A 23,926-nucleotide genomic window follows, 5' to 3' on the forward strand; every position below is an offset into this window, starting at 1 on the left:
TCTTCATGAGGGAATCATGTACAAGATCTTCTTCACTCTCGTCTTCAAGCGGATGGACCCCGAGCGGGCCCACCACCTCGCCTTCCGCTGGATCCGCCTCGCCGCCCGCGTCCCCGTCCTGCGCACCTTCGTGGCCGCCGCCCTCGCGCCCCGCCACCGGGAGCTGCGCACCGAGGCCTTCGGACTGCGGATGCACGGCCCCTTCGGGCTCGCCGCCGGCTTCGACAAGAACGCGGTCGCGATCGACGGCATGGCGATGCTCGGCTTCGACCACGTCGAGATCGGCACGGTCACCGGGGAGGCGCAGCCGGGCAACCCCAGGAAGCGGCTGTTCCGGCTGGTGTCCGACCGCGCCCTGATCAACCGCATGGGCTTCAACAACGAGGGCTCGCTGGCCGTCGCCGCCCGCCTCGCCTCCCGCGAGCCGGTCTTCAAGACGGTCGTGGGCGTCAACATCGGCAAGACCAAGGTCGTCCCCGAGGAGGAGGCCGTCGGCGACTACGTGAAGTCGACCGAGCGGCTCGCGCCGTACGCCGACTACCTGGTCGTCAACGTCTCCTCGCCCAACACCCCGGGACTGCGCAACCTCCAGGCCACCGAGGCGCTGCGCCCGCTGCTGAGCGCCGTGCGCGAGGCCGCCGACCGCACGGTGACCACCCGCCGGGTGCCGCTGCTGGTGAAGATCGCGCCGGACCTCGCCGACGAGGACGTCGACGCGGTCGCCGACCTCGCCGTGGAACTCGGCCTGGACGGCATCATCGCCACCAACACCACCATCGCGCGCGAGGGCCTCGGTCTGACCTCCGCGCCCGCGCTGGTCAAGGAGACCGGAGGACTGTCCGGCGCCCCGCTCAGGACACGCTCCCTGGAGGTGCTGCGCCGCCTCTACGCGCGCGTGGGCGACCGGATCACCCTGGTGGGCGTCGGAGGCGTCGAGAACGCCGAGGACGCCTGGCAGCGCATCCTCGCCGGCGCCACGCTCGTCCAGGGCTACAGCGCCTTCGTGTACGAGGGGCCCTTCTGGGGCCGCGCGATCCACAAGGGGCTCGCGGCGCGGTTGCGCACCAGTCCCTACGCCACGCTGGCCGACGCGGTCGGCGCCGACGTCAGGAGGACGGCATGACCCTGGAGTCCTTCGGCGCGCGGCTGCGCCGGGCCATGGACGAGCGCGGCCCGCTGTGCGTCGGCATCGACCCGCACGCCTCCCTGCTCGCCGAGTGGGGGCTGAACGACGACGTCGCCGGGCTGGAACGGTTCAGCCGGACGGTCGTGGAGGCGCTGGCCGGCCGGGTCGCCGTCCTGAAGCCGCAGAGCGCCTTCTTCGAACGCTTCGGCTCGCGCGGCGTCGCCGTGCTGGAGAAGTCGGTGGCGGAGGCGCGGGCGGCCGGCGCGCTGGTCGTGATGGACGCCAAGCGCGGCGACATCGGCTCGACCATGGCCGCGTACGCCGAGGCGTTCCTGCGCAAGGACGCCCCGCTGTTCTCCGACGCTCTCACCGTCTCGCCGTACCTCGGCTACGGCTCGCTCTCGCCGGCGGTGGCGATGGCACGGGAGAGCGGCGCCGGACTGTTCGTGCTGGCGCTGACCTCCAACCCGGAGGGCCGCGAGGTGCAGCACGCGGTGCGCGTGGAGGACCACGCCGGCCGGAACGTGGGCGCGACGATGCTGGCGCACCTGGCCGCCGAGAACGCGGGGGAGGAGCCTCTCGGTTCCTTCGGCGCGGTCGTCGGCGCCACGCTGGGCGACCTGTCCGCGTACGACCTCGACGTCAACGGCCCGCTGCTCGCGCCGGGCATCGGGGCCCAGGGGGCGACGCCGGCCGACCTGCCGCGGGTCTTCCGCGGCGCCGTGCGCAACGTCGTGCCGAACGTCAGCCGCGGTGTGCTGCGTCACGGGCCCGACGTGGTCGCGCTGCGTGACGAGGCGGAACGGTTCGCACAGGAGATCCGCACCGCCGTGACGGCCGTCTGAGCCTCCTCGGCCGTCCGACCGGGGGCTCGGTCGGACGGCCCGGCGGGGGCTCGAGTCCGATTACAGTCCCGAATCCAGGGCGTTATGCCCTAAATGTCCGTCCTGGCGGAGGCTGACCAGGACTTTTCCTTGGTTCTCGCTGACTCCGGCGGAGTTGGCCGCTAGTCTCCGACGGAGAGTGAACGGGCGAGCGTGTTGCTCGTCGCTCACCAGGTGTGGGGCGACTAGGTTCCTCACCGGTCCGTATCCGACAGTTCGACATCCGAGGTGACGTAGGCGTGGCTCTTCCGCCCCTTACCCCCGAACAGCGCGCAGCCGCGCTCGAGAAGGCCGCCGCGGCTCGCCGGGAGCGGGCCGAGGTCAAGAATCGACTCAAGCACTCCGGCGCCTCCCTTCACGAGGTCATCAAGCAGGGCCAGGAGAACGACGTCATCGGCAAGATGAAGGTCTCCGCCCTGCTCGAGTCGCTCCCCGGCGTGGGCAAGGTCCGCGCCAAGCAGATCATGGAGCGGCTCGGCATCTCCGAGAGCCGCCGCGTGCGCGGTCTCGGCTCGAACCAGATCGCCTCCCTGGAGCGCGAGTTCGGCGAGACCGCCAAGTGAGTCCCGGGTGCTCCGGGAGGACCGTCCCGGGCACCGCGTGACAACTGGAATAATCGCTGCATGGCTGCAACACCCCGGGGGACGTCCCCCGTACCCCCGGACGCACGTCCGCGGCTGACCGTGCTCTCCGGCCCCTCCGGGGTCGGCAAGAGCACGGTCGTCGCCCATATGCGCAAGGAGCACCCCGAGCTCTGGCTCTCGGTGTCAGCGACCACCCGCAAGCCGCGCCCCGGCGAACGGCACGGCGTCCACTACTTCTTCGTCAGCGACGACGAGATGGACAAGCTGATCGCCAACGGCGAGCTGCTGGAGTGGGCCGAGTTCGCCGGCAACCGCTACGGCACCCCGCGGGCCGCCGTGCTGGAGCGGCTGGAGGCGGGCGAGCCCGTGCTCCTGGAGATCGACCTCCAGGGCGCCCGGCAGGTCCGCGAGTCCATGCCCGAGGCCCAGCTGGTCTTCCTGGCTCCTCCCTCCTGGGAGGAACTGGTCCGCCGGCTCACCGGCCGGGGCACCGAGCCGCCCGAGGTGATCGCGCGCCGTCTGGAGGCGGCGAAGATCGAACTCGCGGCCGAGCCCGAGTTCGACGAGACCCTGGTCAACACCTCCGTCGAGGATGTGGCGCGTGAGCTGCTAGCCTTGACGGATGGCGTGTGATCGCGAGTGTGATCACCGTTCCTCGTTTCCCATCCATCGGAAGGTAGAGCGTGTCCTCTTCCATCTCCGCGCCCGAGGGCATCATCAACCCGCCGATCGACGAGCTCCTCGAGGCCACCGACTCGAAGTACAGCCTCGTGATCTACGCGGCCAAGCGGGCCCGCCAGATCAACGCGTACTACTCGCAGCTCGGCGAGGGCCTCCTCGAGTACGTCGGTCCGCTCGTCGACACCCACGTCCACGAGAAGCCGCTCTCGATCGCCCTTCGCGAGATCAACGCGGGCCTGCTGACCTCCGAGGCCATCGAAGGCCCGGCTCAGTAGTATTTTCAGCTCGCAGCAGGTTTTTCCACAGGCCCGGCAGTCGTTCTGCCGGGCCTGTGGTGTGTGATGGACCCGTACGCCAAAGCCACGGCGTGCGGCGCCGAGGTCCGGGGAGAGACGGTGGACAAGCCGAAGGTCGTACTGGGAGTCAGCGGTGGCATCGCCGCCTACAAGGCCTGTGAGCTGCTGCGCAGACTGACGGAGTCCGGCCATGACGTCCGGGTCGTGCCCACCGCCTCCGCGCTGCACTTCGTCGGTGCCGCCACCTGGTCCGCCCTCTCGGGCAATCCCGTCTCCACCGAGGTCTGGGACGACGTCCACGAGGTCCCGCACGTCCGCATCGGCCAGCACGCCGACCTGGTCGTCGTCGCCCCCGCCACCGCGGACACCCTCGCGAGGGCCGCCCACGGCCTGGCCGACGACCTGCTGACCAACACCCTGCTCACGGCCCGCTGCCCGGTCGTCTTCGCGCCCGCGATGCACACCGAGATGTGGGAGCACCCGGCCACCCAGGAGAACGTGGCGACGCTGCGCCGCCGCGGCGCCGTCGTCGTCGAACCGGCCGTCGGCCGCCTCACCGGCGTCGACACCGGCAAGGGGCGGCTGCCCGACCCGGCCGAGATCTTCGAGGTCTGCCGCCGTGTCCTCGCCCGGGGAGTGCGGGAACCCGACCTCGCCGGACGGCACGTCGTCGTCAGCGCCGGCGGCACCCGCGAACCCCTCGACCCCGTGCGCTTCCTCGGCAACCGCTCCTCCGGCAAGCAGGGCTACGCCCTCGCCCGCACCGCCGCCGCCCGCGGCGCCCGGGTCACCCTGGTCGCGGCGAACGCCGCACTGCCCGACCCGGCGGGCGTCGACGTCGTCCCGGTCGACACGGCCGTGCACCTGCGCGAGGCCGTCCTGAAGGCCGCCGCGGACGCCGACGCGGTCGTCATGGCGGCGGCCGTCGCCGACTTCCGCCCGGCTGCCTACCGGACCGGCAAGATCAAGAAGAAGGACGGCCAGGAACCCGACCCGATCGTCCTGGTACGCAACCCCGACGTCCTCGCGGAGGTCTCCGCCGAGCGCGCCCGCCCCGGCCAGGTCGTCGTCGGCTTCGCCGCCGAGACGGACGACGTCCTGGCCAACGGCCGGGCCAAGCTGCGCCGCAAGGGGTGCGATCTGCTCGTGGTGAACGAGGTGGGGGAGCGCAAGACCTTCGGCGCCGAGGAGAACGAGGCGGTCGTGCTGGGCGCCGACGGCAGCGAGACCCCCGTGCCGCACGGCCCCAAGGAAGCACTCGCCGACACGGTGTGGGATCTGGTGGCGCAGCGCCTGCGGTGAATTCTTCCGGGGACCCGCCGCATGGCCCCCCGCTCGGGGGGAACCTTCCCGATCGGGGCGTGCCCCCCTGGCCAACGGCGTACCGCATTGGGCAGAATGCGCGTGCCGCAGGTCACAGTGCTCCCGAGAAGCGAGACACGAGGACCGATGGACGAGCTCGACCGATAAACTGTTTCTCGGACGACGCCGGGCGCAGCCCCCGACGCGTCCGCCCATGATCAGCCAGCAGCCGCTGCAACCCCAGGGAGCGTTGTGTCCCGTCGCCTGTTCACCTCGGAGTCCGTGACCGAGGGTCACCCCGACAAGATCGCTGACCAGATCAGCGACACCATTCTCGACGCGCTTCTGCGCGAGGACCCGACCTCCAGGGTCGCGGTCGAGACCCTGATCACGACCGGTCTGGTGCACGTGGCCGGTGAGGTAACCACCCAGGCCTACGCGCCGATCCCCCAGCTCGTCCGGGAGAAGATCCTCGAGATCGGCTACGACTCCTCCAAGAAGGGCTTCGACGGCGCCTCCTGCGGTGTCTCGGTGTCCATCGGCGCGCAGTCGCCCGACATCGCCCAGGGCGTCGACACGGCCTACGAGTCCCGCGTCGAGGGCGACGAGGACGAGCTGGACAAGCAGGGCGCCGGCGACCAGGGCCTGATGTTCGGCTACGCGTCCGACGAGACGCCGACGCTGATGCCGCTGCCGATCTTCCTGGCGCACCGCCTGTCCAAGCGCCTGTCGGACGTCCGCAAGAACGGGACCATTCCCTACCTGCGCCCCGACGGCAAGACCCAGGTCACCATCGAGTACGACGGCGACAAGGCGGTCCGCCTGGACACGGTCGTCGTCTCCTCTCAGCACGCGTCCGACATCGACCTGGACTCGCTGCTCACGCCGGACATCCGCGAGTTCGTCGTGGAGCCGGAGCTGCAGGCGCTCCTCGGCGAGGGCATCAAGCTCGACACCGAGAACTACCGTCTGCTGGTCAACCCCACCGGCCGCTTCGAGATCGGCGGCCCCATGGGCGACGCCGGCCTGACCGGCCGCAAGATCATCATCGACACCTACGGCGGCTTCGCCCGGCACGGCGGCGGCGCCTTCTCCGGCAAGGACCCGTCCAAGGTCGACCGCTCCGCCGCGTACGCCATGCGCTGGGTCGCCAAGAACGTGGTCGCCGCCGGTCTGGCCTCGCGCTGCGAGGTCCAGGTCGCCTACGCGATCGGCAAGGCCGAGCCGGTCGGTCTCTTCGTCGAGACCTTCGGCACCCACACCATCGAGCCCGAGAAGATCGAGAAGGCCATCGACGAGGTCTTCGACCTCCGCCCGGCCGCGATCATCCGCGACCTCGACCTGCTGCGCCCGATCTACGCCCAGACCGCCGCGTACGGCCACTTCGGCCGTGAGCTTCCCGAGTTCACCTGGGAGCGCACGGACCGCGTGGACGCGCTGCGCGAGGCCGCGGGTCTGTAACACCGGTTTCAGGAAGCGGGGCCCGAGGGCTGAAGCCGCTTCCGACCGACGCACGAGGCCCGGTCCCCTTCGAGGGGGCCGGGCCTCGGCGCGTGCGTGGGCCGTGGTTGTCGGTGCCGTTTGGTAAGAATGCAAGCGTGAGCAGCGACAACGGGCAGGGGGCCGGCGGCGGGGCCGGGGAGGCCGCGGCGCCGGAGCAGCTCGCGCTGATCCGGGAGAGCGTGCGCAAGGCGAAGGCGCCCCGTGCCAAGCCGCGGACCTGGAGGGGGGCCGAGCTGGCCGGGGAGCTGCCGGTCGCTCGGGTCCTCGTCGACAAGGGCGTGCTGCATCTCGACCGCTACTTCGACTACGCGGTGCCGGCCGAGCTGGACGCCGAGGCGCAGCCGGGGGTGCGGGTGCGGGTGCGCTTCGGCGCCGGGCGCGGGCGGGTGCGCGAGGGGCGGCGCGAGGGCGGGGGGCTCATCGACGGTTTCCTCGTCGAGCGGCTCGCCGCATCCGACTACTCCGGACCGCTGGCGGCCCTCGCCCAGGTGGTGTCGCCCGAGCCGGTGCTCAGCCCGGAACTGCTCGGGCTGGCGCGGGCCGTCGCCGACCGGTACGCGGGGAGCCTCGCCGACGTGCTGCAGCTCGCGGTGCCCCCGCGCAGCGCCAAGGCGGAGCAGCAGCCCTCGCCCGCTCCTCTGCCGCCGCCCAGGAGCCCCGAGGCGGGCACCTGGGCGCGTTACGAGCACGGGCCCGCGTTCCTGGAGGCCCTGGCCTCGGGCGCGTCCCCACGGGCCGTGTGGAACGCTCTGCCCGGGCCCGGGTGGGGCGAGGAGCTCGCGCGGGCCGTCGCCGCGACGCTGGCCTCCGGGCGCGGCGCCCTCGTCGTCGTGCCGGACGGGCGGGCCGCCGCGCGGGTGGACGGCGCGCTGACCGCCTTGCTGGGCGAGGGGCGGCACGCGTTGCTGACCGCCGATGCCGGGCCGCAGAAGCGGTACCGGGAGTGGCTCGCCGTGCGGCGCGGCGCCGTACGGGCCGTCGTCGGGACGCGGGCCGCCATGTTCGCCCCCGTGCGCGACCTCGGGCTGGTGGCCGTCTGGGACGACGGCGACGACAGCCACAGCGAGCAGCACGCCCCGCAGCCGCACACCCGCGATGTGCTGCTGCTGCGCGCCGCACAGGACAAGTGCGGCTTCCTGATGGGGGGTTGGAGCTGCACCGTGGAGGGCGCCCAGCTCGTCGAGAGCGGGTGGGCGCGGCCCCTGGCGGCGGGGCGGGAGCAGGTGCGGCGGGCGGCTCCGCTGGTGCGTACGGTGGGCGACCAGGATCTCGCCCGGGACGAGGCCGCGCGCGCCGCGCGACTGCCCACGCTCGCCTGGCAGGCCGTGCGGGAGGGGCTGCGGCACGGGCCGGTGCTGGTGCAGGTGCCGCGCCGGGGGTACGTACCGCGGCTGGCGTGCGCCGACTGTCGGGCGCCGGCGCGCTGCGGGCACTGTTCCGGGCCGTTGGAGGCGCGGGACGGCGGCACAGCCCTGGCGTGCGGCTGGTGCGGGCGCGAGGAGGGTGCGTGGCACTGCCCCGAGTGCGGAGGCTTCCGGTTGCGGGCCCAGGTCGTGGGGGCGCGGCGGACCGCCGAGGAGCTGGGGCGGGCGTTCCCGGCGGTACCGGTGCGCACCTCGGGGCGGGAGCATGTGCTGGACACCGTGCCGGGGACTCCGGCGCTCGTGGTGAGCACGCCAGGCGCGGAACCGGTCGCCGAGGGCGGGTACGCGACCGCGCTGCTGCTGGACGGGTGGGCCATGCTGGGGCGGCCCGATCTGCGGGCCGGGGAGGACGCGCTGCGGCGCTGGATCGCGGCGGCCTCGCTGGTGCGGCCGCAGGGGGACGGGGGGACGGTGGTCGTCGTCGCCGAGCCGACGCTGCGGCCCGTGCAGGCGCTGGTGCGGTGGGACCCCGTCGGCCACGCCGTGCGGGAGCTGGCCGAGCGGGCCGAGCTGGGCTTCCCGCCGGTGTCGCGGATGGCGTCGGTGACGGGGGCGGGGGAGGCGGTCGCGGCGTTCCTGGACGCGGTGCAGCTGCCGCAGGAGGCCGAGGTGCTGGGGCCCGTTCCCGTGCCGCCCACTCCTGCGGGCCGGCCGCGCCGCCCCGGCGCGCCACCGCCCGGCGAACACTGGGAACGGGCTTTGATCCGTGTCCCACCGGGCCGTGGGGCGGCACTGGCCGCTGCGCTGAAGACCGCGCAGGCGGCCCGTATGGCCCGCAGCGGGGGCAGCGCGGCCGCGGGGAGCGGCGCGGGCTCCCAGGTGTGGGTGCGGATCGACCCGCCGGACATCGGCTGAGGGGGCGGTTCGGGCGGCGTGACACACACGGAGCCCCGCCCGACCGGCCGACCGGCCTCGGCCTCGCGGCAAGGACGCCCCGCGTTGTCGGCCGGGACGCCCCTGCGTCGGGTGCCGGGATGCCCCTGCCGGGCCGGATGCCCCTGCCGGGCCGGATGCCCCTGCCGCGTCGGCCTGGTGGCTTCGGCTTCCGACTACGTCAGCGCGCGCACCGAGCGCGAGCGGATCGCGGCGGGCTGGGGCGTTCCTGCCTCGTAGGCCGGGATGCGCCTGCCGGGCTGGGGCGTTCCTGCCCCGTAGGCAGGGGTGCCCCCGTCTCGTCGGCCGGGTGGCTTCGGCCCGCGGGCCGGGGTGTTCCTGCCTCGTCGGCCGGGTGGCTTCGGTCTGGGGGCTGGGGAGTTCCTGCCCGTAGGCCGGAGCGCCCTTGTCTCGTCGGCCGGGTGGCTTCGGTCTCGGGGGCCGGGATGCCCCGTCTCGTCGGCCGGGTGCCGTCGGCCGGCGGGCCGGGACGCCCCGGCCCCGCGGGTCGGGTCGCCTGGGCCATGTCGGCCCCCGGGTGGCCTCGACCCTCCGAGCGTGAATCCCCGCCCCGCCGGCCGGGTCGGCTTGCGCCGGGCGTGGCGCTGCCCTCTCGGTGGGACGAGAGGGCAGGTGATGGTCGGGGGATTCAGCCGTTGCGGGGGCCGGGGAAGGCCGTCGGGCGGACTTCCTCGCGCAGGGACGGGCTGCCCGCCGTCGGCTGGGTCGGCATGGAGCGGGCCGCCGGCACCGTCGGGACCGCGGCGATCCCGGCGCCCACGTTCACCGGGCGGCTGCCCGTGGGCTCCGCCGCCCGCTCGGGCTCCGCGGCGGCGCTCTGGGCGGCGGCACGGCGGGCGCCGTAACGGCGGTGGACCGCCTGCTTGGTGACGCCGAGCGCGGAGCCCACCGCGTCCCACGAGAAGCCGAGCGAACGGTCGAAGTCCACCGCCGCGGTCACCAGGGTCTCCACGCTGTCCCGCAGCTCCTGGGCGAGGCGGACCGTGGGGGCGGGGGCGCGTCCGTAGACGACGAAGCCCGTGGAGGGGCCGGAGCGGCGCGGGCGGTAGACGTTGCCCAGCTGGGCGGTGAGGGTGCGGAGCGCGTCCACCTGTCGGCGGACCCGCTCGATGTCCCGTACCAGCAAGTGCAGGCTGGCCCGGGCCTGGGCGTCGTGGGTTGCGTGGTCGGCCATGAACAAGCCTCTCGAACCGGCGATGAGGAGAAAGGGGCGGGCCGCGGTGGGGCGCGGTCCGGTGTGGTCAACTCTTTCTTGACCAACGCGGGTCAGCTCCGCTGGTCACGGTGTGGGGGCGTATGGGCATATGCGTACGCCCCCTGCGCGGGGTGCGCGCGACTGATGGCGGGCGGGCGTACGTCTCCTGCCACCGGGCGGTCGCCGACGGAGGCTGAGCCCTCCGGCGCCCGGCATCCCGTACTCGCCTTCCGGGCACGCGCACGAGCCCCAATAAACTTGGGCGCTGCCCGCCGTCCGACCCCTCCGAGAGGCCCGTCCCACCCATGAAGCTCGTCTTCGCCGGCACCCCCGAGGTCGCCGTCCCCGCCCTGGACGCCCTGATCGCCTCCGGGCGGCACGAGGTGGCCGCCGTCGTCACGCGGCCCGACGCCCCGGCCGGGCGGGGACGGCGGCTGGTCGCCTCCCCGGTGGCCCAGCGCGCCGAGGAGGCCGGCATCGAGGTGCTCAAGCCGGCCAGGCCGAGGGAGCCGGAGTTCCTGGAGCGGCTCAGGGAGATCGCGCCGGACTGCTGTCCCGTCGTCGCCTACGGCGCCCTGCTGCCCAAGGTGGCCCTCGACATCCCGGCGCACGGCTGGGTCAACCTGCACTTCTCGCTGCTGCCGGCGTGGCGGGGAGCAGCGCCCGTGCAGCACGCCGTCATGGCGGGGGACGAGATCACCGGCGCCTCCACGTTCCTCATCGAGGAGGGGCTGGACTCGGGTCCCGTCTACGGGACGGTGACGGAGGAGGTCCGCGCCACCGACACCAGCGGGGACCTGCTGACCCGGCTCGCCTTCGCGGGCGCCGGCCTGCTCGCGGCGACCATGGACGGCGTCGAGGACGGCACCCTGAAGGCCGTGCCGCAGCCGCAGGACGGCGTCACCCTCGCCCCGAAGATCACCGTGGAGGACGCACGTGTCGACTGGGCGGCACCCGCGTTGCGCGTCGACCGGGTCGTGCGGGGCTGCACGCCCGCGCCGGGCGCCTGGACGACGTTCCGGGGCGAGCGGTTGAAGCTGATCCAGGTGCGTCCGGTCCCGGGCCGCGACGACCTCGCCCCCGGCGCGCTCGCCGTCGGCAAGAACAGCGTCCACGTCGGCACCGGCTCGTACGCCGTCGAGCTGCTGTGGGTCCAGGCCCAGGGCAAGAAGCCGATGAGCGCGGCGGACTGGGCCCGCGGGGCCCGCATCGGAGACGGCGAGCACGTGGGCGGCTGAGGCAGTCCGGCGGGGCGGGCAAGGGGCGCTGCAGCGGCTGCGGCGGGCCCCGGCCCGCGGTCCGGGCCCGGCGGCTGCCGCGTACGCTGGGGGAGTCTGGTTCACCTTCACCCGGAGCACCTTTTTCGTGAGCGATCAGCCCCGCCGCCCTCGGCCCCGTACCACCGGCAAGCCCTACCGTCGGCCGCAGAAGGACCCCGTCCGCATCCTCGCGTTCGAGGCGCTGCGGGCCGTGGACGAGCGGGACGCGTACGCCAACCTCGTGCTGCCGCCGCTGCTGCGCAAGGCGCGCGAGAGCGGGGACTTCGACGGGCGGGACGCCGCGCTGGCCACCGAGCTGGTGTACGGGACGCTGCGGCGGCAGGGCACGTACGACGCCGTGATCGCCGCGTGCGTCGACCGGCCGCTCAGGGAGGTCGACCCGCCGGTGCTGGACGTGCTCAGTCTCGGCGCGCACCAGCTGCTCGGCACCCGCATCCCGACCCACGCCGCGGTCTCCGCCTCCGTCGAGCTCGCGCGGGTCGTGCTCGGGGACGGGCGGGCCAAGTTCGTCAACGCCGTGCTCCGCAAGGTGGCGCAGCACGACCTCGACACATGGGTGGAGCAGGTCGCGCCGCCCTACGACGACGACCCCGAGGACCATCTCGCCGTCGTCCACTCGCACCCGAGGTGGGTCGTCTCCGCGCTGTGGGACTCCCTCGGCGGCGGGCGCAACGGTATCGAGGACCTGCTGGAGGCCGACAACGAGCGGCCCGAGGTGACGCTGGTCGCCCGGCCCGGCCGGTCCACCGTGGACGAGCTGCTGCGCGAGGAGGCCGCCGTGCCGGGCCGCTGGTCGCCGTACGCCGTGCGGCTCACCGAGGGCGGCGAGCCCGGAGCGGTCGACGCCGTGCGGGAGGGGCGGGCCGGCGTGCAGGACGAGGGGAGCCAGCTCGTCGCGCTCGCGCTCGCCGCCGCGCCGCTGGACGGACGCGACGAGCGCTGGCTCGACGGCTGCGCCGGCCCCGGCGGCAAGGCCGCGCTGCTTGCGGCCCTCGCGGCCGAGCGCGGCGCGGTGCTCCTCGCCTCCGAGAAGCAGCCGCACCGGGCGGGCCTGGTGGCGAAGGCCCTGGACGGCAACCCGGGCCCGTACCAGGTCATCGCGGCCGACGGGACGCGCCCGCCGTGGCGGCCCGGCTCCTTCGACCGGGTGCTGATGGACGTGCCCTGCACCGGGCTCGGCGCCCTGCGCCGCCGGCCCGAGGCGCGCTGGCGGCGCCGGCCGGAGGACCTGGAGGGCTTCGCGCCCCTCCAGCGGGGGCTGCTGCGTTCCGCGCTGGAGTCCGTGCGCGTCGGCGGCGTCGTCGGCTACGCCACCTGCTCGCCGCACCTCGCCGAGACCCGCGCCGTCGTCGCCGACATCCTCAAGCAGCACCCCGAGGCCGAGCTGATCGACGCCCGTCCCCTGCTCGCGGGCGTACCGGCCCTCGGCGACGGCCCCGACATCCAGCTCTGGCCCCACATGCACGGCACGGACGCGATGTACCTGGCGATCCTCCGCCGCACCGCCTGACGCCGGATGTGGCAAGCGCCCCTGAAGGGGCGCGGGACGGTGGCGATGTGCGGCTCCGCCGGGTGGGCGCGACCGCCCGTCCACGACCCGCACCGTGCTCACGACCGGGCCCACCGGGGTCAGCGACCGGACCGGTGCCGCCAACCCCTGGAGGGCATGGCAGGCTTGGAGGCATGGCCGCGCAGATCAACCCCAGCATCCTGTCCGCCGACTTCGCCCGCCTCGCGGACGAGGCGAAGGCGGCGGAGGGAGCCGACTGGCTCCACGTCGACGTCATGGACAACCATTTCGTCCCGAACCTCACGCTCGGCGTGCCCGTGGTGGAGTCCCTGGCCAGGGCGACGGACACCCCGCTGGACTGCCACCTGATGATCGAGGACCCCGACCGCTGGGCCCCGCAGTACGTCGAGGCGGGCGCCTCGTCGGTCACCTTCCACGTGGAGGCGGCCGCCGCGCCCGTGCGCCTGGCTCGCGAGATCAGGGCGAAGGGCGCCCGCGCGTCCATGGCGCTCAAGCCCGCCACGCCGATCGAGCCGTACGAGGACCTGCTGCCCGAGCTCGACATGCTGCTGATCATGACGGTGGAGCCGGGCTTCGGGGGACAGGCGTTCCTCGACATCATGCTGCCCAAGATCCGCCGCACCCGGGAGCTGATCGGCAAGCACGGCCTGCAGCTGTGGCTCCAGGTGGACGGCGGCGTCTCGGCCTCGACCATCGAGCGGTGCGCGGAAGCCGGCGCCGACGTGTTCGTGGCCGGGTCGGCGGTCTACGGCGCCGAGAACCCGGCCGAAGCGGTACGTGCATTGCGCACGCAGGCGGAAGCGGCCACCGCCAAGGCCTCCTGGGCGTGCGACCACTGAGCCACAGGTACGTGAACGGCTTTCATCGGGACTGATCGAGTGCGCCGGATCTGCAAGGATGAACGGCGTATCCAAGTGTGAACAGCAGTGAGGAGATCGCCGTGTCGGGTATGTCGGCGGGCCGGTCAGCCATGCGGATGGGACCCGCTGAGCTGGTGCAGGCGGCGGCCATGGCCCGCCGCTTCTACCTCGAGGGCAAGTCCAAGATCCAGATCGCGGAGGAGTTCGGCGTCAGCCGCTTCAAGGTGGCCCGGGTCCTGGAAACCGCTCTCGAACGGGATCTCGTACGCATCGAGATCCGTGTGCCGGCCGAACTGGACGCCGAGCGCTCTGACGCGCTCCGCGCCCGCTACGGCCTCAGGCACGCCGTCGTGGTCGAGTCCCCGGCAGACGTCGAGGAGTCGCCCGACCCGGAGAACCTGGGAGAAGTGGCCGCCGACCTGCTCGGCGAACTCGTCAACGAGGGGGACGTCCTGGGCCTGGCCTGGGGCCGTTCCACGATCCACATGGCGGCGGCGCTGGACCGGCTGCCGCCGTGCACGGTGGTGCAGCTGACGGGCGTGTACGACGCCGGGACCGCCGAGCGCGGCTCGGTCGAGGCCGTCCGCCGCGCGGCCCAGGTGTCCGGCGGCGACGCGCACCCCATCTACGCGCCGATGCTGCTGCCGGACGCCGCCACGGCGGCGGCGCTGCGCCACCAGACCGGGATCGCCCGGGCCTTCGAGTACTTCGACAAGGTCACGGTCGCCTGCGTCTCCATCGGCTCCTGGGAGCCGGGCATCTCCACGGTGCACGACATGCTCAGCGACGAGGAGCGCGGCCACTACGCCTCGCTCGGCGTCGCCGCCGAGATGTCCGCGCACCTCTTCGACGCGGAGGGCCGCCGGGTCGGGCGCGACCTGGGCGAGCGGTGCATCACCGTCAAGGCCGACCAGCTCCGCCGCGTCCCCGAGGTCGTCGCGATCGCGGGCGGGCAGCGCAAGGCGGCCGCGATCGACGCGGTGCTGCGGTCCGGGCTCGTCACCAGCCTGGTGACGGACACCTCGGCCGCGGACTACCTGATGACGGCCGGGTCGATGCCGAAACCGGCCCTCAACCGCACCGATCCCGACGGTTCCTGACGTAACGTCAGTCACGGGGGCGGCCACCCGGCCGTCCCCGGAGCCGGAACCACGACTCGCGCAGGGCGGTGCCTGGATGACGGATCACGTGCTCACGCTGGACCTCGACGGCGTCGAGGACAAGGCCGACCTGATGGACCGCTGCGTCCGCGACCTGGAGCTGCCCGACCGGTTCGGGCGCAACTGGGACGCCCTCGCCGACAGCCTCACCGACCTGACCGCCCGGCCCGACACCGAGGGCATGCTCGTCGTCGTACGGAACTGGATGCCGTACGCGAAGGCGCGGCCGGAGGAGTGGGAGATCGCGCAGGCGGTGTTCTCCTCGGCGGTGGACCAGGCGCCCGCCCTCTCCGTGGTGCTGGCCCTCGGACGATCCTCCTAACGGCGGGGCGGCTCCCCTGGACGATCCGACCGGGCGGCGTGCCGCGGGCCCCGTGGGAGAATGAAGTACGTGCTTCTTCCCCCCTGGCTACCTGCCCGGGGGTCACCTCTGATCGACCGGGATGTGCAGCACGTGCGTTTCCTCAACGACATCCAGCCCGCCCACGACCTGACCTACGACGACGTCTTCATGGTGCCGAGCCGCAGCGCCGTGGGCTCGCGGCAGGGCGTGGACCTCAGCTCACCGGACGGCACGGGTACCACGATCCCGCTGGTCGTCGCCAACATGACCGCCGTCGCCGGCCGCCGTATGGCCGAGACCGTGGCCCGGCGCGGCGGACTCGTCGTCATACCGCAGGACATCCCCCTCGACGTCGTCACCGACGTCATCTCCTGGGTGAAGAGCCGCCACCTGGTCCTGGACACCCCCATCGTGCTCGCGCCCCACCAGACCGTCGCCGACGCGCTGGCCCTGCTGCCCAAGCGCGCCCACAACGCGGGCGTCGTCGTCGACGCGGACGGCCGCCCCGTCGGCGTCGTCACCGACGCGGACCTCACCGGCGTGGACCGCTTCACGCAGCTCAGCGAGGTCATGTCCAAGGACCTGCTGCTGCTCGACGCGGACATCGACCCGCGCGAGGCCTTCAACACCCTCGACCGCCGCAACCGGCGCTACGCCCCCGCCGTGGACTCCGAGGGCCGGCTCGCCGGCATCCTCACCCGCAAGGGCGCCCTGCGCGCCACGCTGTACACGCCGGCCACCGACGCCGAGGGCAGGCTGCGGATCGCCGCCGCCGTCGGGATCAACGGCGACTTCGCCGAGAAGGCCAAGCTGCTGCTCGACGCGGGCGTGGACACGCTCGTCATCGACACCGCGCACGGCCACCAGGAGTCGATGATCAACGCCGTCCGGCTGGTCCGCGACCTGGACCCCCGGGTCCCGATCGCCGCGGGCAACATCGTCTCCGCCGAGGGCGTCAGGGACCTGATCGAGGCGGGCGCCGACATCGTCAAGGTCGGCGTCGGACCCGGCGCCATGTGCACCACCCGCATGATGACCGGCGTCGGCCGGCCGCAGTTCTCCGCCGTCCTGGAGTGCGCGGCCGAGGCGCGCCGGCACGGCAAGCACGTGTGGGCCGACGGCGGCGTCCGCCACCCGCGCGACGTGGCGATGGCCCTCGCGGCCGGCGCGTCCAACGTGATGGTCGGCTCCTGGTTCGCCGGCACCTACGAGTCCCCCGGCGACCTCCAGCACGACGCGGACGGCCGCGCCTACAAGGAGTCCTTCGGGATGGCCTCCGCGCGCGCGGTCCGCAACCGCACCGCCGAGGAGTCGGCCTACGACCGCGCCCGCAAGGCGCTGTTCGAGGAGGGCATCTCCACCTCCCGCATGTTCCTCGACCCGGCCCGCCCGGGCGTCGAGGACCTGATCGACTCGATCATCGCGGGCGTCCGCTCCTCCTGCACCTACGCCGGCGCGGGCTCCCTGGCGGAGTTCGCCGAGAACGCCGTCGTCGGCGTCCAGAGCGCTGCGGGCTACGCGGAGGGCAAGCCGCTGCACGCCAGCTGGTAGCTCCGCAGGTGGGGCCGGAAGCCGGGTACGGGGCGATCGTGGCTGGTCGCGCGGTTCCCCGTGCCCCCTCGGGCGTGCGTCCCGCAATGAATGCGCATCCTGCCGCCGTGAACGCAACGAACTTGCGTGTGTGCGCATGGTTGCTGCATTACACCTGCGACGTCCCTGGTCATAGTGTCGTGCGCTGTACGTGGCGTGGCGGGGACCCCGCTCGGTGGGTTCCTGCCCGGTGCAGGTGTGCCCGCCCGTCCCCCTCGCGTCGAGAGGCAGCGACGAAGGAGTCAGAGCGTGCTCGACCATGGCGCACCCCCCGACGACCGCACCCAGGCCGCACCGCCGCCCCCGGGTCCGGCCGCCCGCCTGATGCGGCGCAAGCCCGTGGAACGCCTGGTGGCCGAGGGTGGCCAGGGCGAGGGAGGGGCCCTGCGGCGCTCCCTCGGCCTCTGGCAGCTGACCATGATCAGCATCGGCGCCACGCTCGGCACCGGCATCTTCGTGGTCCTCGGCGAGGCCGTCCCCAAGGCCGGCCCGGCCGTCACCCTCTCCTTCGTGATCGCCGGCCTCACCGCCCTGTTCTCGGCCCTGTCCTACGCCGAACTCGCGGGCGCCATCCCGGTCGCCGGCTCCTCGTACTCGTACGCGTACGCAACGATGGGCGAACTGATCGCCTGGGTCTGCGGCTGGTGCCTGGTCCTGGAGTACGGCGTGTCGGTGGCCGCCGTCGCCGTCGGCTGGGGCGAGTACCTCAACGAACTGCTCGACGGGACCCTCGGCGTCACCATCCCTGCCGCGCTGTCCGCCCCGCCCGGCGACGGCGGCGTGTTCAACCTGCCCGCCCTGATCGTCGTCCTGCTCGCCATGGCGTTCCTGCTCGGCGGGGCCCGGGAGTCCGCCCGCGCCAACACCGTCATGGTCGTGGTGAAGATCGCCGCGCTGGTGCTGTTCTGCGCGATCGGAGTCCAGGGCTTCCGCTCCGGGAACTACGAGAACTTCATGCCGCTCGGCATGACGGGCGTCAGCGCGGCCGGGGCGACGCTGTTCTTCTCGTACATCGGCTTCGACGCCGCCTCCACCGCCGGCGAGGAGGCGAAGAACGCCCAGCGCGACCTGCCCCGCGCGATCATGCTCTCCCTGGTCATCGTGACGACGCTGTACGTCCTCGTCGCCGCCGTCGCCGTCGGCGCCCGGCCCTGGCGGAGCTTCACCGACTCCGAGGCCGCGCTCGCCCAGATCATGCGCGACGTCACCGGGCAGACCTTCTGGGGCACCCTGCTGGCGTTCTGCGCCGTCGTCGCCATCGCCAGCGTCGTCCTGACCGTGCTCTACGGCCAGACCCGGGTCCTCTTCGCGATGTCCCGCGACGGGCTCGTGCCCAAGGTGTTCTCCCGCGTCCACCCGAGGACCGGCGCGCCCCGCGCCAACACGCTGATCGTCTCCCTGTTCTGCGGTGTCCTCGCGGCGGCCGTCCCGCTCGGGCAGCTCGCCGACGCCACCAGCATCGGCACCCTGTTCGCCTTCGCGCTGGTCAACGTCGCCGTCGTCGTCCTGCGCCGGACGCGCCCGCAGATGCCCCGTACCTTCCGCGTCCCGCTGTCGCCGCTGCTGCCCGCGCTGGGCTTCGCCCTCTGCGTCTGGATGATGGGCAGCCTGTCCGCCGTCACCTGGGTGGTCTTCGGGGTCTGGATGGCCGTCGGGCTCGTGTTCTACTTCCTCTACGGCTACCGCCGCTCCCGTCTCGCACCGCCAGCAGCGTCAGCTGCGTCAGAAGTGAAGTGAACCAACCGCCGTGCTGAACGATCTCGACGAACGCATCGTGCACGCCCTCGCCGAGGACGCCCGCCGCTCCTACGCGGACATCGGCCAGCTGGTCGGCCTCTCGGCCCCCGCCGTGAAACGGCGCGTGGACCGGCTGCGCGCCACCGGGGCCATCACCGGCTTCACCGTCCGCGTCGACCCGGCGGCGCTCGGCTGGGAGACCGAGGGGTTCGTCGAGATCTACTGCCGGCGCAACACCTCCCCGGAGACCATCCAGCGGGGCCTGGAGCGCTACCAGGAGGTGGTGGCCGCCTCCACCGTCACCGGGGAGGCGGACGCGGTCGCCCAGGTCTTCGCGGCCGACATGCGCCACTTCGAACGCGTGCTGGAGCGCATCGCGGGCGAGCCCTTCGTGGAACGCACCAAGTCGGTGCTGGTCCTGTCCCCGCTGCTGAGACGCTTCTCGTCGGGGTCGCCCGCCTGAACGCCGGACCGCCGGGCGGGGGCGTCGGGCCGAAACGGCGGCGCCGGCCGCCGGGCCGGATCGCCGGCGAGGCCGGAGCCGGAGTGCCGGGCGCCGGCGTCGGTGCGGGGCGCCTGAGGAAACTCGCTCGGCCGCCGGGCCGGACGGGGCTAGCATCGGTGCCATGACCTGGCGACATTGATCCACCGCTCAAGCCTCCCGAGGGCCGCCTCGGACGCCGTGCCCACGACGTCCGAACCGCTCCCACGGGAAGGCCCCATGACACTCACTTCCGCGCGCGTGCCCGCAGCCGGCGTCCGCCGTCTCACCACCACGCTCTACGGTTACGCGTTCCTCGACGAGTTCGTCCTGCTCTACCCGGTGTACGCGCTGCTGTTCGCCGACACCGGGCTGTCCGTCTGGCAGATGTCCTCGCTGTTCGTCCTGTGGTCGGCGACCGGTGTGCTGTTGGAGGTCCCCTCCGGCGCCTGGGCGGACGCTGTCTCCCGCCGGACCCTGCTGTGGCTCGGCCCGCTGCTCGGCGGGGCCGGTTTCGCCCTGTGGGTGCTCTTCCCCTCGTACTGGGCCTTCGCGCTCGGCTTCGTCCTGTGGGGCGCGCGCGGCGCGCTGGCCTCCGGGGCGCTGGAGGCCCTGGTCTACGAGGAGTTGGAGCGGCTCGGCGCGGCGGACCGGTACGCCCGGGTCATGGGCCGGGCCCATGCGGCCGGACAGGCCGCCGCGATGACGGCCATGGCGGCGGCCGGCCCGGTCTTCGCGGCCCACGGCTACCCGGCCGTCGGCGCGGCCAGCGTCCTGGCCTGCCTGCTCTGCGCCGCGACGGCGACACGCTTCCCCGAACACCGCGTCCCCGGCCCCGGACCGGACGCGGGACGTCCGGCCTCCGGTCCGGCCTCCGGTCCGGGCTTCCGGGCGGGCGACGCGCCGGAGACCGGCTGGTCCGCCGCCCTGCGGGCCGGGCTCGGCGAGGTGCGTCGTGACCGCTCCGTGCGCGGGGCGCTGCTGCTCGTCCCGGCCGCCGGGGCGGTCTGGGGCGCGCTCGACGAGTACACCCCCCTGCTGGCCAGGGACACGGGCGTGGCGGACGCGACCGTCCCCTACGTGCTCGTGGTGATCTGGGCGGGTGTCACGGCGGGCAGCCTGCTCGCCGGGCCGGCCGAACGCCTGGGCAGCGCGCCCAAGGGGCTCGCCGCGCTGCTCGCGGTCTCCGCGCTCGCCCTCGCCGTCGGCGCGGCCGCCGGGACGCCGGCCGGGATCGCCCTGGTGGCCGCGGCCTTCGGCGGCTTCCAGTTGGCGACGGTGCTCGCCGACGCCCGTCTCCAGCGGCGTATCGAGAGCACCGGCCGGGCCACCGTCACCTCGCTGGCGGGCCTGGCCACCGAGCTGACCACCATCGCCGTCTACGCCGCGTACGCGACCGCCCTCACCTCCACCGGTGCCCACACCACGACGTTCGCGCTGTTCGCGGTGCCGTACCTGTTGACGGCGGCGGTGCTCGCCACACGGCGGTGAGGCCGGCCCGAGGGCGCTGCAGGTCACGCCTCCCGCCGCGCGTGCAACGAATCGCCGCGCGGCCGGTGGTCGACGCAACGAACCGCTGGTCGGCGCGCAACGGGTGCTTCTTGTTCCGCCGCGGGCGACGCCCGTACCTTCTACGTGGCCCCCACAATCACCCCTGCCCCCGGTGAGGATCACGCATGCGCACCGCCCTGCTCCAGAGCTCCGGCCGGCCCGGTTCGGTCGCCGAGAACCTCAAGGTCCTCGACGAGGCCGCCGGCCGGGCCGCCGACGCGGGCGCGGGGCTGCTCGTCACACCGGAGATGTTCCTCACCGGGTACGCGATCGGCGACGACATCGCGCGTCTCGCCGAGCCCGCCGACGGCGACTCGGCCGACGCGGTCGCCGAGATCGCCGGCCGGCACGGGCTGGCCGTCGCGTACGGCTACCCGGAGCGCGAGGGCACGACGGTCCACAACTCCGTCCAGCTGATCTCCGCCGACGGCGCCCGTCTCGCCGGCTACCGCAAGACCCACCTCTTCGGCTGCTTCGAGCGCGACCACTTCGCCCCCGGCGGGCGGCAGGTCGTCCAGGCCGAGCTGAACGGCCTCACCGTCGGCCTCCTGGTCTGCTACGACGTCGAGTTCCCGGAGAACGTCCGCGCCCACGCCCTGGCCGGCACCGACCTCCTGGTGGTGCCGACGGCGCAGATGCACCCCTTCCAGTTCGTCGCCGAGTCGATGATCCCGGTGCGTGCCTTCGAGAACCAGATGTACGTCGCGTACGTCAACCGCGTCGGTGTGGAAGGGGAGTTCGAGTTCGTCGGGCTGTCCACGCTGGCCGGCCCCGACGGCGTCGCCCGCACCCGCGCCGGACGCGAGGAGCAACTGGTGTTCGCCGACGTGGACCCCGCCTTCCTCGCCGCCTCCCGCGAGGCGAACCCCTACCTCCAAGACCGCCGCCCCGGTCTCTACGGCTCCCTGGTCTGACCCGGCCCCCGGCCGCCCCCGCCCCTCCGCTCTTCCCCGCCGCAAGGAGTCCGCACCCCATGACGTCCACGGTGCCCAACGCCGTCGAGCACACCGACGCGCAGCAGCCGCCGATCACCATGTTCGGCCCGGACTTCCCGTACGCCTACGACGACTTCCTCGCCCATCCGGCGGGGCTCGGCCAGATACCGGCGACCGAGCACGGCGGCGAGGTCGCGGTCATCGGCGGCGGACTGTCCGGCATCGTGGCCGCGTACGAGCTGATGAAGATGGGCCTCAAGCCCGTCGTCTACGAGGCCGACCGCATCGGCGGCCGGCTGCGCACCGTCGGCTTCGAGGGCTGCGACCCCTCGCTCACCGCCGAGATGGGAGCGATGCGCTTCCCGCCGTCCTCCACGGCGCTCCAGCACTACATCGACCTGGTGGGTCTGCAGACCCGCCCGTTCCCCAACCCCCTCGCGGAGGTGACGCCTTCGACCGTCGTCGACCTCAAGGGCGAGTCCCACTACGCCGAGACGATCGACGACCTCCCGCAGGTCTACCGGGACGTGGCGGACGCCTGGGCGAAGTGCCTCGAGGAGGGCGCCGATTTCAGCGACATGAACCGCGCCCTGCGCGAGCGGGACGTGCCGCGCATCCGCGAGATCTGGTCGAAGCTGGTCGAGAAGCTCGACAACCAGACGTTCTACGGCTTCCTCTGCGACTCCGAGGCGTTCAAGTCCTTCCGCCACCGCGAGATCTTCGGCCAGGTCGGCTTCGGCACCGGCGGCTGGGACACCGACTTCCCCAACTCCATCCTGGAGATCCTTCGCGTCGTCTACACCGAGGCCGACGACCACCACCGCGGCATCGTCGGGGGCAGCCAGCAGCTTCCGCTGCGGCTGTGGGAGCGCGAGCCGGAGAAGATCGTCCACTGGCCGTACGGCACCTCGCTGGCGAGCCTGCACGAGGGCGGCGAGCCCCGTCCCGCCGTGACCCGGCTGCACCGCACCGCCGGCAACCGGATCACGGTGACGGACGCCGGCGGCGACATCCGCACCTACCGGGCGGCGATCTTCACCGCCCAGTCCTGGATGCTGCTGTCGAAGATCGCCTGCGACGACTCGCTGTTCCCGATCGACCACTGGACGGCGATCGAGCGCACCCACTACATGGAGTCCAGCAAGCTGTTCGTGCCCGTCGACCGGCCGTTCTGGCTGGACAAGGACGCGAGCACCGGGCGTGACGTCATGTCGATGACGCTCACCGACCGTATGACGCGCGGGACCTACCTCCTCGACGACGGCCCCGACAAGCCCGCCGTGATCTGCCTGTCGTACACCTGGTGCGACGACAGCCTGAAGTGGCTGCCGTTGTCCGCGAACGAGCGGATGGAGGTCATGCTGAAGTCGCTCGGCGAGATCTACCCGAACGTCGACATCAGGAAGCACGTCATCGGCAACCCGGCGACGGTGTCCTGGGAGAACGAGCCCTACTTCATGGGCGCGTTCAAGGCCAACCTGCCGGGCCACTACCGCTACCAGCGGCGCCTGTTCACCCACTTCATGCAGGACCGGCTCCCCGAGGACAAGCGGGGCATCTTCCTCGCCGGCGACGACATCTCCTGGACCGCGGGCTGGGCCGAGGGCGCCGTGCAGACCGCGCTGAACGCGGTCTGGGGTGTGATGCACCACTTCGGCGGGGCGACCGACGCGACCAACCCGGGCCCGGGCGACCTGTACGACGAGATCGCCCCGGTGGAACTCCCCGAGGACTGAGGAGTGTTGTCGGTCGGGCTCACAGCGGGGTGAGCAGCATCCGGCCGGCGAAGCCGACCGCCGCGTCGAGGCGGTCGGTCAACTCCCCGGCGACGTCCGGGAGCCGGCGCAGGGCCCACAGGGCGCGGGCCGTGGACCAGGTGGCGTCCCGCGCGCGCTCCAGGCTCCATGAGCCCAGGAGATGGGTGAGCGGATCGGCGATCCGCAGAAGATCGGGGCCCGGAGTCAGCTCCTCGCCGATGCGCTCCTCCAGCGTGACGAGGAGATCGCCCACGCGGTCGAACTCGTCCTCCAGGTCCGCCGGTTCGCAGCCGAGGCTACGACAGGCGTCCACGACGGCGAGCGCGAGGTCGTGGCCGACGTGCGCGTTGATGCCCGCGAGCGCGAACTGCAGGGGCCGTACGCCGGGATGGCGACGGAACTGCAACAGCGGGCGCCAGCAGGCCGGCGGGCGGCGGCCGCGGACGTCCGCGTCGACCGCCGTGAGGTAGCGCTCGGCGAACCGGACGTCCAGCGTGTCGGCGGTGCCGGGGGTCGTGAAGAGGCCTGTGCCGGCGCGCCGTTCGGCCTCCTGTGTGACGGCCAGGTAGACCCGGTTGAAGACCGCTACCCCGTCCCGTGGTGGCAGGGTCGCGTCAAGGTCGCGGATCCGGGCGAGCACCCCGTCGAGAGCGGCGGCGGCCGGGGGGACGAGTGGGGCGAACTGTTCCGAGTGCGGCATGGGGGAAGGGTCGCAGCCCTAGGGTGACTCGGGCGCCGGCGGGCCCGGGGCTTCCCCGGAACGGGGGACGCGCCCGCCGCGCGGGAGGGGGAGCAGCACCGTGCGAGTACCG

At 73.2% G+C, this 23,926-nt stretch carries 21 protein-coding genes; 19 read left to right on the forward strand and 2 right to left on the reverse strand.

Annotated features, from left to right (window positions below; genetic code table 11):
- Positions 1 to 16 precede the first annotated feature (16 nt).
- The 8 genes from ACIRS4_RS12495 (at position 17) to ACIRS4_RS12530 (ending at position 8,655) form a co-directional block, all read left to right on the forward strand.
- Complete coding sequence (locus ACIRS4_RS12495; protein ID WP_404193849.1) at positions 17 to 1,123, forward strand: quinone-dependent dihydroorotate dehydrogenase; 1,107 nt, start codon at positions 17 to 19, stop codon at positions 1,121 to 1,123.
- Complete coding sequence (gene pyrF / locus ACIRS4_RS12500) at positions 1,120 to 1,971, forward strand: orotidine-5'-phosphate decarboxylase (protein WP_404193852.1); 852 nt, start codon at positions 1,120 to 1,122, stop codon at positions 1,969 to 1,971. Before ACIRS4_RS12495 ends, pyrF begins: the two co-directional genes overlap by 4 nt.
- A 278-nt stretch (positions 1,972 to 2,249) precedes the next feature.
- On the forward strand, positions 2,250 to 2,573 hold the full coding sequence (locus ACIRS4_RS12505; protein WP_130444535.1) for an integration host factor: 324 nt from the start codon (positions 2,250 to 2,252) through the stop codon (positions 2,571 to 2,573).
- A 60-nt stretch (positions 2,574 to 2,633) separates the two neighbouring features.
- Positions 2,634 to 3,227: a guanylate kinase gene (gene gmk / locus ACIRS4_RS12510; protein ID WP_404193855.1), complete on the forward strand. Its 594-nt coding sequence runs from the start codon at positions 2,634 to 2,636 to the stop codon at positions 3,225 to 3,227.
- Positions 3,228 to 3,277: 50 nt separating this feature from the next.
- Positions 3,278 to 3,550, forward strand: coding sequence for a DNA-directed RNA polymerase subunit omega (gene rpoZ / locus ACIRS4_RS12515; RefSeq protein WP_003977348.1), 273 nt, complete (start codon positions 3,278 to 3,280; stop codon positions 3,548 to 3,550).
- Between the two features lie 120 nt (positions 3,551 to 3,670).
- On the forward strand, positions 3,671 to 4,873 hold the full coding sequence (coaBC, locus tag ACIRS4_RS12520) for a bifunctional phosphopantothenoylcysteine decarboxylase/phosphopantothenate--cysteine ligase CoaBC (RefSeq protein ID WP_404193858.1): 1,203 nt from the start codon (positions 3,671 to 3,673) through the stop codon (positions 4,871 to 4,873).
- Positions 4,874 to 5,125: 252 nt separating this feature from the next.
- Positions 5,126 to 6,334 carry a methionine adenosyltransferase gene (gene metK, locus ACIRS4_RS12525; RefSeq protein WP_358799111.1) on the forward strand — a complete coding sequence of 403 codons (1,209 nt, stop codon included), beginning with the start codon at positions 5,126 to 5,128 and terminating at the stop codon, positions 6,332 to 6,334.
- Between the two features lie 137 nt (positions 6,335 to 6,471).
- Positions 6,472 to 8,655 carry a primosomal protein N' gene (locus ACIRS4_RS12530; protein WP_404193862.1) on the forward strand — a complete coding sequence of 728 codons (2,184 nt, stop codon included), beginning with the start codon at positions 6,472 to 6,474 and terminating at the stop codon, positions 8,653 to 8,655.
- A gap of 667 nt (positions 8,656 to 9,322) precedes the next feature.
- Here ACIRS4_RS12530 and ACIRS4_RS12535 read toward each other — a convergent pair.
- Positions 9,323 to 9,868, reverse strand: coding sequence for a hypothetical protein (locus ACIRS4_RS12535; RefSeq protein WP_404193864.1), 546 nt, complete (start codon positions 9,866 to 9,868; stop codon positions 9,323 to 9,325).
- A gap of 326 nt (positions 9,869 to 10,194) precedes the next feature.
- On the opposite strand from ACIRS4_RS12535, the gene fmt reads away from it, so the two are divergent.
- The 11 genes from fmt (at position 10,195) to ACIRS4_RS12590 (ending at position 23,093) form a co-directional block, all read left to right on the forward strand.
- Complete coding sequence (fmt, locus tag ACIRS4_RS12540; protein ID WP_404193867.1) at positions 10,195 to 11,127, forward strand: methionyl-tRNA formyltransferase; 933 nt, start codon at positions 10,195 to 10,197, stop codon at positions 11,125 to 11,127.
- Positions 11,128 to 11,254: 127 nt separating this feature from the next.
- Entirely contained in the window at positions 11,255 to 12,679 is a 1,425-nt protein-coding gene (locus tag ACIRS4_RS12545) for an RsmB/NOP family class I SAM-dependent RNA methyltransferase (protein ID WP_404193870.1), read from the forward strand.
- 173 nt (positions 12,680 to 12,852) lie between these two features.
- Positions 12,853 to 13,539, forward strand: a complete 687-nt coding sequence (gene rpe / locus ACIRS4_RS12550; protein ID WP_404193873.1) for a ribulose-phosphate 3-epimerase — start codon at positions 12,853 to 12,855, stop codon at positions 13,537 to 13,539.
- A gap of 77 nt (positions 13,540 to 13,616) precedes the next feature.
- Positions 13,617 to 14,660: a sugar-binding transcriptional regulator gene (locus tag ACIRS4_RS12555; protein ID WP_404193876.1), complete on the forward strand. Its 1,044-nt coding sequence runs from the start codon at positions 13,617 to 13,619 to the stop codon at positions 14,658 to 14,660.
- A 76-nt stretch (positions 14,661 to 14,736) separates the two neighbouring features.
- On the forward strand, positions 14,737 to 15,042 hold the full coding sequence (locus ACIRS4_RS12560; protein WP_404193879.1) for a barstar family protein: 306 nt from the start codon (positions 14,737 to 14,739) through the stop codon (positions 15,040 to 15,042).
- 132 nt (positions 15,043 to 15,174) lie between these two features.
- The gene (locus tag ACIRS4_RS12565) at positions 15,175 to 16,614 is read left to right on the forward strand and encodes a GuaB1 family IMP dehydrogenase-related protein (RefSeq protein ID WP_404194038.1); all 1,440 of its coding nucleotides are present in this window, start codon (positions 15,175 to 15,177) and stop codon (positions 16,612 to 16,614) included.
- Positions 16,615 to 16,902: 288 nt separating this feature from the next.
- Positions 16,903 to 18,390 (forward strand): amino acid permease, encoded by a 1,488-nt coding sequence (locus tag ACIRS4_RS12570; RefSeq protein ID WP_404193881.1) that lies wholly within the window; start codon positions 16,903 to 16,905, stop codon positions 18,388 to 18,390.
- Positions 18,391 to 18,400: 10 nt separating this feature from the next.
- Complete coding sequence (locus ACIRS4_RS12575) at positions 18,401 to 18,853, forward strand: Lrp/AsnC family transcriptional regulator (protein ID WP_404193884.1); 453 nt, start codon at positions 18,401 to 18,403, stop codon at positions 18,851 to 18,853.
- 258 nt (positions 18,854 to 19,111) lie between these two features.
- The gene (locus tag ACIRS4_RS12580; RefSeq protein WP_404193887.1) at positions 19,112 to 20,362 is read left to right on the forward strand and encodes an MFS transporter; all 1,251 of its coding nucleotides are present in this window, start codon (positions 19,112 to 19,114) and stop codon (positions 20,360 to 20,362) included.
- A 185-nt stretch (positions 20,363 to 20,547) separates the two neighbouring features.
- The gene (locus ACIRS4_RS12585) at positions 20,548 to 21,336 is read left to right on the forward strand and encodes a carbon-nitrogen hydrolase family protein (protein WP_404193889.1); all 789 of its coding nucleotides are present in this window, start codon (positions 20,548 to 20,550) and stop codon (positions 21,334 to 21,336) included.
- 59 nt (positions 21,337 to 21,395) lie between these two features.
- Entirely contained in the window at positions 21,396 to 23,093 is a 1,698-nt protein-coding gene (locus ACIRS4_RS12590; protein WP_404193892.1) for a flavin monoamine oxidase family protein, read from the forward strand.
- A 19-nt stretch (positions 23,094 to 23,112) separates the two neighbouring features.
- Here ACIRS4_RS12590 and ACIRS4_RS12595 read toward each other — a convergent pair whose 3' ends face one another.
- Positions 23,113 to 23,814 (reverse strand): DUF5995 family protein, encoded by a 702-nt coding sequence (locus ACIRS4_RS12595; protein WP_404193894.1) that lies wholly within the window; start codon positions 23,812 to 23,814, stop codon positions 23,113 to 23,115.
- Positions 23,815 to 23,926 lie beyond the last annotated feature (112 nt).

The organism is Streptomyces sp. NPDC101166 (genome assembly GCF_044768125.1).
Lineage (GTDB): Bacteria > Actinomycetota > Actinomycetes > Streptomycetales > Streptomycetaceae > Streptomyces.